Source organism: Chamaesiphon polymorphus CCALA 037, assembly GCF_003003845.1.
In the GTDB taxonomy this organism is placed as follows: domain Bacteria; phylum Cyanobacteriota; class Cyanobacteriia; order Cyanobacteriales; family Chamaesiphonaceae; genus Chamaesiphon; species Chamaesiphon polymorphus.
Genome location: NZ_PVWO01000290.1, coordinates 1 through 7,342 on the forward strand (window position 1 = coordinate 1; position 7,342 = coordinate 7,342).

Annotated in this window: 4 protein-coding genes; 1 reads left to right on the plus strand and 3 read right to left on the minus strand. The window is 47.0% G+C overall.

Annotated features, from left to right (window positions below; genetic code table 11):
• The 3 genes from C7B77_RS19250 to C7B77_RS19265 all read right to left on the minus strand — a co-directional run.
• Positions 1-1,067, minus strand: a 1,067-nt coding sequence (locus tag C7B77_RS19250; protein ID WP_106308469.1) for a CO2 hydration protein, incomplete at its 3' end; no start/stop codon positions are given.
• 325 nt (positions 1,068-1,392) lie between these two features.
• Positions 1,393-2,862: an NADH-quinone oxidoreductase subunit M gene (locus C7B77_RS19255; RefSeq protein ID WP_106308472.1), complete on the minus strand. Its 1,470-nt coding sequence runs from the start codon at positions 2,860-2,862 to the stop codon at positions 1,393-1,395.
• A 153-nt stretch (positions 2,863-3,015) separates the two neighbouring features.
• The gene (locus C7B77_RS19265) at positions 3,016-4,854 is read right to left on the minus strand and encodes an NAD(P)H-quinone oxidoreductase subunit F (protein WP_106308478.1); all 1,839 of its coding nucleotides are present in this window, start codon (positions 4,852-4,854) and stop codon (positions 3,016-3,018) included.
• 684 nt (positions 4,855-5,538) lie between these two features.
• Here C7B77_RS19265 and ccmM point away from each other — a divergent pair.
• A complete protein-coding gene (gene ccmM / locus C7B77_RS19270; RefSeq protein WP_106308481.1) occupies positions 5,539-7,239 on the plus strand; it encodes a beta-carboxysome scaffolding protein CcmM in 1,701 nt (566 codons plus the stop codon).
• Positions 7,240-7,342: the final 103 nt, after the last annotated feature.

Here is a 7,342-nt window from a genome sequence, read left to right on the forward strand (position 1 = left end):
AAATAAGCCATATTTGTGGCTTGTTGTTGTGGATCGGTACTATCTAGCGGATGGGGAGCCAAACCGAGAATCGTCGCACTAGTGACACAGTACATCGACTTCTGAAAACTCTGACAGATCTTGACTAGCAGATCGTCTTCTTTGCGCTTAGTATTCTGATAAATTTCATGTAAATAAGGCGGGATATAATGACGCATATCCTGCATCAATAAAGTGGGAGGAATCCCCGCTCCCCCAATTGGTAGCGGATCGGCATACAGCGCGCCGTAAGTAAAACCATTCTGTTCGACGGGAATTTGATGCGCTTGAGCGTTGTAAGAAACCACGCCCAAAAATGGCGTACCGCGAAAGAAAACAGCTTCTACATAAGGTACGGCTACATCCATTAAAAAGGTCAGATTTGCCGACGCAGGTAAGATATCATAGCTACGACCGTCGATTTCGACAGCGTAGTTAATCGGATTGCCAGCCGCAGCTACCAATCCTGCTTTTACCCAATCCACTACATCTGGAATCGTAGTTACTTTACCAGCTTCATAGGCTTTGCCCAAAGTTAAGAAAATCGGTGCCATTACCGACCAAAATTGCCCTAGTGCATTGTAATAAACCGATTGACGAACCTGCTCTGGTAAGAACTCTGGGAATAACCGATGTAACAATTTAATTATCGGCTTATTCTTAATTTTGGCTTGAATTGCGTGCTCGATCGACTCACGAAATTCTGGCGATTCGATATATTCTTCCAGTCTACCGCCACCATGCCAGAGCATCACCTTCATGCAATACTCGGCATATTCAAAATTAATGCGATCGTGCCACCAATGCTTGAGCAATCGATCGAAAGATACATTGCCATCGAAATATTTGAAAAACGGAAATAGATTCAAAAACTCTCGATCGGCAATATATTGAAGATTTTTTTGATAAGCATCTAGCACATAACCGTAACTATCCAGAATTCCAACCACTTCTTTAACATTAGTTGGATTGTCTGGCAAGAAACTTTGGCCTTGATAAAATCGATCGATATAAATTGCAAAACGATGGCAAGAATTAGTAGCAATCATTATAATTATGGATTGTGGATTGTGGATTGCGGATTGTTATCCTACTGAGATGTAATTACTTTCGATGATTCTTTTTTTAACCGCAGAGACGCGGAAGACGCAGAAAAATTCCTATTTTATATTCTTAAGTTGGCAGGGTGGGCAGTGCCCACCATCATGATTTCAGGTAATTCTAATGTTTAAAAAGATCGCATCAACTTCCAAATTCAACCAGAGATAAACGAGCCTAAACAGGTAACTAAAACACCGATCGGATCTATTGCTAATACATAAAACTTAGATGGTGGGCACTGCCCACCCTACTTCTCTTATTACTTATTACTTATTACTTAGCAACACTAGCCACCACCGCAGGCGGCTGATGCAGCGTCGCTGCAATCGTTGGTTCGCTCCAACGCGTAATCCATCCCGGCTGCAACCCAAACAACACCACCGCGATCGTTAAAATCATCGCTGGATAGCGTTCTCGCCAAGTCACCGCTTCGAGATTTTGCACTGGTGCAGACAGCCGCCCGAAAAAAGCCTTGTTGATCAGCAACAGGTAATAAACCGCCGTCAAGCCAGTACCCACCATACACAATAGCGTCTGAACCGGGAAAATGGGAAAACTACTGCGGAAAATCAGAAATTCCGCCACAAACCCCACCATCCCTGGAATTCCGGCACTCGCCATCACTCCCACCACCATCAAACTACCAATTACAGGCATCCCCCGTTCGGGATTGAGCAACCCTTCGAGGATATTGATATCTCTAGTTTTAGTTTTCTGATAAACCACTCCCACCAATAAAAATAGGGTAGCGGAAATCAAACCGTGACTGACCATCTGAATCATCGCCGCCGAAAAACTCAGCGGTGTACTCGCCGCCGCCGCTAGCAAGATATAGCCCATGTGACTGACAGAACTATAAGCCACCATCTTCTTCATATCCTTTTGCGCGATCGCCATCAACGCCCCATATAGTACGCTCACGATCGCCCAGACGGAGAGCCATGGTGCCGCGATCTGCCAAGCATCGGGGAATAATCCCACACAAAAACGTAAGATGCCGTAGGTAGCAAGTTTGAGCAATACTCCCGCCAACAATACCGAAATTGGTGTGGATGCTTCAACGTGTGCATCGGGTAACCAAGTATGAAATGGGAACAGCGGCATTTTAATCCCAAAACCTAGCAACAGTGTGCCTAATAGTAACAACTGTTGGCTCACGGGCAAGGCATGAGCTAATGCAGGATTATAAATAAAGCTATTGCTACCGCCCAACCAGGCTAATCCTAAGAACGCCGCTAAAATTAAGGCACCCGACAAAGCCGTATAAATCAAAAATTTAGTTGCTGCATACGCCCGCTTTTGACCGCCCCAAATTGCAATCAACAAGTACAGCGGAATCAATTCCAGCTCGTAAGCGATAAAAAACAGCAATAAATCTTGAGCCAAAAATACGCCACTTACCGCTGCATTCAAGAGCAAAATTAAGCTGTAATACAGGCGCGGTCGCTCGATTTGCTCGTTGCTACTATAAATCGCGACCCATGTCAACAAACTGTTGAGAGCCACCAATGGCAACGACAAACCATCGACACCTAGCCGATAGGATAATCCTAAAGCATCGATCCAGGTAAAATTTTCGGCAAATTGCATCGCCGGATTACTTAAGTCAAACTGTGTCAATAAAAACACCGTCCAACCAATTACAGCTAACGCGATCGTCGAAGCGATCGTTCGAGTATGACTCGGCCAACAAGCGGCTAAAATAGCTCCCACTGCGGGAACGACTAGTAGAATACTAAGCATGAAAATAGAGGGTGGATGGGTGGATGGGTGGATGAGTAATGAGTAATGAGTAATGAGTAATGGGTAATGGGTAATGGGTAATGGGTAAGAGAATAAAATGCTCTCTCCTCGTCTCCCAGTCTCCCAGTCTCCCAGTCTCCCAATCTCCCCGCCCTAAAGCGATAAAAATATCCAAGCGATCGTCAAACCCATGAGGCCGACGCCGACAGTAATCGTGAGTACATAGCTTTGGACTTGGCCAGAGGCACCGTATTTTAGGCTTTCGCTACCAAAGATCGTGGCAAAACCGACTAAATTGACTAAACCATCAACGATATAGCGATCGATCCAGGCCGTAACTTGAGATAGTTGATACACCACCCACACGACTGTATTGTCATAGAACTTTTCGACATAAAAATCATACGTCAGTAGCTCTTGCAGCCATGGCACAGACAGTTTTACTGGAGTGCGATCGGTTCTGAAGTACAACAATCCACCAACGACAAATCCCAATACGCTGGATAAACTAATCGAGCTAAATTGCAACGCGGTAATATCGTCCAAGTCCGGTAGCAGAGCCAGTCGGGACATTACGGCAGGAGTTAATAGTGTCAGCACTGTCAAAATTACCATCGGTAAAGCTAACGGCCAAGCTACTTCTGGCGATCGACGGGTTTTCGGTTGTGTTTTACCCAAAAATACCAAGCCGAACACGCGTGCGAGATTGAAAGCAGTCAACCCATTTACTAACAAGATCGTCCAAATCGCCCACGGATAATCGATCCGCAGAGCTTCCAACCCCTCTTGAAAAGCCCAAAACCCGCCCAATGGGAATACACCAGTCATTGCGAGGGAACCGACGATAAAAGCTGTAGTCGTTGCAGGCATACTCTTACCCAAACCGCCAAACTCGTTCACATCCTGAGTGTTAGTCGTCAAAATTACACAACCGACACTCATGAACAGCAGTCCTTTGGCAACCGCATGAGCGAAGAGCAAGAAGAAAGCAAAACTAATCCACTTCGCACCAACGGCAATAAATACCAACCCTAAATAAGCACTAGTAGAATAAGAAATCGTGCGCTTGATATCGATTTGAGCGATCGCGACTAAGCTTGCGCCGATCGCAGTTACCGTCCCCACTACCATCAAGGTAGTCGTGACGATCGGCGATAGATATAAAATCGGATGCACTTTGATTAAAATATATGCCCCGCCAGTCACCACCACCGAATTCCGCAGAATCGATGCGGGGTTTGGCCCTTCCATTGCTTCATCCAACCACAAGTGTAATGGGAATTGAGCGCATTTCCCGATCGGCCCCGCAATCAAAGCCAGACCGATCAGCGTCGCTGTCAATGGCGAAATATTCGGATTTTCGCACCACTCATACAGGTCGTTGAAATCTAAACTCCCGGCCAGACTCGATAGGGCAATCACTCCAGCAAATAGTAAAATATCCCCCGCGCGCTTAGTTAAAAAAGCATCGCGAGCCGCCTTGACTACCAACGGTTGCGCGTACCAAAATCCCACCAGTAGATAGGTAGACAGCGTTAATAACTCCAGCAAGCCATAGCTGACTAACAACGAATCGCTAATCGCTACCGCACTCATCGCGCCTTCAAAAAAGCCCACCAAAGCGAAGAATCTCGCCAGTGCCCAGTCTTTTTCCATGTAGCCTAACGCAAATACCTGAGCCAGCAAACTCAAAATTGTCACCGACTCCATCGCGCCGACGCTTACCGACGACAGCTCAAAAGTCAGATCGAGATCTAGTCCCGCGACAGTCAACCAGTTAAAGACAATTCGGTAAGGCTCGCGATCCCAAATCGCCTGAAACAACGCCGTGCCATGAATAAAGGCGATCGTTGTCATCAGAATATTTAAATAGGCTGCTGGTCTGGGGCCAGTCCGGCGTATCAATCTCGTCATCCACGGAATGGTAAGAATAGCCCCAACCAAGCCATAGCAAGGTATCCACCAACCTGTGTCCAGCAGCATTTGTTCCATAAATTACTTCTATCTATATTTCTTGAGAATGTTAAAAATTTTTACAGCGAACCAGCAGCACGAATCGATCCCGATCGAAGCATATCTGCATGTTTCAAAATTGAAATTAGAAACTTTAGATTGTTTTAAGCTATCACCTATTATCTATCACAACTAGTCCATCGCGTTTAAGACTAAAGACGGTACCGATCCATTAGCGACTCTCTATCTGCATTTTGTCGGTATATTTATACTATAAGCATCCCGCTGCAACTTGGGGCACAGCCATGTATATCAGCACAACTTATGATATAAATCAAAAATAATAATTTTGTATTATATTGCCAAAGCGATCCCCTAAACTGTACTATCGATCGTATCGTTCGAGCGATTCTAAAATTTTATCGACCCATTATCTGTCAAGCTTTTGCCAATCGCCGCACGAGCGACAGTTTTTGCGTCTAAAAATTTGGCTCGGCTCTATACTTACAATAAAAAAATATCTAACTGAATAATCGATCGCTAGGGAGTTCGGCAGCACAGATGCTGTAGTTGAGACCGTTTCACTCAGTGGCGCGAATCTAACACCAAATCTCTCATCCCTTCTAGCGCAATTCTCCCCCAGAAAATCGGACAACTCTAGGCGGTGTTGCGCTACGGCTGGACGCTCCCCGTGTAACTTAAACATTAAGGAAAATTTAGACAATGATAGTAGTCCCGGAAAATATTACCGCTTCGCCACCGACTCCGTGGTTGAAGACTTTAGTCGAACCCCAGATCCACCCTAGTGCCTACGTGCACGCTTTTTCCAACATCATCGGTGATGTCCGCATCGGTGCCAATGTGATGATCGCGCCGGGGATTTCGATTCGGGCGGATGAGGGCAATCCCTTTGGCATTGGCGATAATACCAATATCCAAGATGGCGTCGTCATCCACGGTTTGGAACAGGGTCGCGTCATTGGCGACGATAATACCGAATATTCAGTTTGGATCGGCGCGAATACCTCGATCACCCACATGGCCTTGATTCACGGCCCTGCCTACGTAGGCGATAATTGTTTTATCGGCTTTCGTTCCACCGTTTTCAACGCCAAAGTGGGCGACGGTTGTATCATTATGATGCACGCCCTAATTCAGGATGTCGAAATTCCACCCGGTAAATACGTCCCGTCGGGAGCGATTATTACCAACCAGCAACAAGCAGATCGTTTATCTGAAGTCCAACCAGACGATCGCAAGTTTGCCGCTCACATCATCAGCATTAACGATTCTTTACGTTCTGGCTATCGCTGTGCCGACGATATCGAGTGTATTACACCGCTGCAAGAAGCGATCGATATTTCTAGTTCCGGTTTATACGGCATTGCTAGAGCCGAAACGCTCAAAGCAAATACCCCCAGCCATACGTCCACCCTCTCCCCCGAAGTCGTTGGCAACGTCCGTCGGCTACTGTCCCAAGGTTATAACATCGGTACCGAACACGCAGACAAACGTCGCTTCCAGACTAGTTCTTGGACTAGCTGTGCGTCTTTTAATACCGATCGCGAAGGTGAGATCCTCGCCGCTCTAGAAAATTGCCTCCAAGAACACAACGGCGAATACGTCCGACTGATCGGCATCGATCCGCAAGCCAAGCGGCGCGTCTTAGAGAGCATCATTCAGCGACCCGGCGACGTCCCACCCAAAACATCCAACTCTCGATCGGCACAAGCTGAAGTTCGCAGCACCCCTGCGACAAATCAGCCGCATGTCTTATCTACATCTACTGCTACTGGAGTAGATCCAGAAATCAAAAAGCTCGTCACTCAGCTCCTCAATAGTGGCTCCCAAGTAGCAGTAGAGCGCGCCGACAAACGTCATTTCCAAACTAGCTCGTGGACTAGCTGCGGTCGGATCGAAGCTCAACACGAAGCAGCCGTAATCGTGGCGATCTCCGAGTGTATTGCCAATCACCCTAACGATTACATCCGCGTCATCGGTGTCGATGCCCACGCCAAACGGCGAGTAGCTGAAAAAATCGTCCACCGCCCCGGCGCGATCGTACCATCCCAAACTAATAACGGCAGTAGCACCCGTCATACCACTACTAGCAACACCGCTACCAGCAGCCATGTTAGCAGTAACGTTGCCAGCAGTAGCTTGAGCCTTGATGTCGTAGAGACAATCTCCCGACTAGTCGCTCAAGGAAGTGCGATCTTCACCGAGTTTGCCGACGAGCGTCGCTATAAGAGCAACGCTTGGGAAACTGGTGGAAAAGTCGCTGGCAACAATGCCGCCGACATCACCCGCACCCTCGAATCGATCGTCCGCGATCGATCGAAATCCTACATCCGCCTCATCGGTGTAGACCAACAAGCCAGAAAACGGACAGTTGAAAAACTCATTCACCGCCCAGTTAAGTAAGCCAATATCTAAATTTTGAGGCTGTGGGATATAGCCTCGATCGAGACTACGGTGTTTACACAAGTCGGCTAGACTTCGGTGGAGATGGTGTTACCCCCCCAAA

Bases quoted from the DNA above. Each gene is read 5' to 3' on its own strand.
- C7B77_RS19265 (WP_106308478.1), bottom strand. From the start codon at position 4,854: ATGGAACAAATGCTGCTGGACACAGGTTGGTGGATACCTTGCTATGGC.
- C7B77_RS19255 (WP_106308472.1), bottom strand. From the start codon at position 2,862: ATGCTTAGTATTCTACTAGTCGTTCCCGCAGTGGGAGCTATTTTAGCC.
- ccmM (WP_106308481.1), top strand. From the start codon at position 5,539: ATGATAGTAGTCCCGGAAAATATTACCGCTTCGCCACCGACTCCGTGG.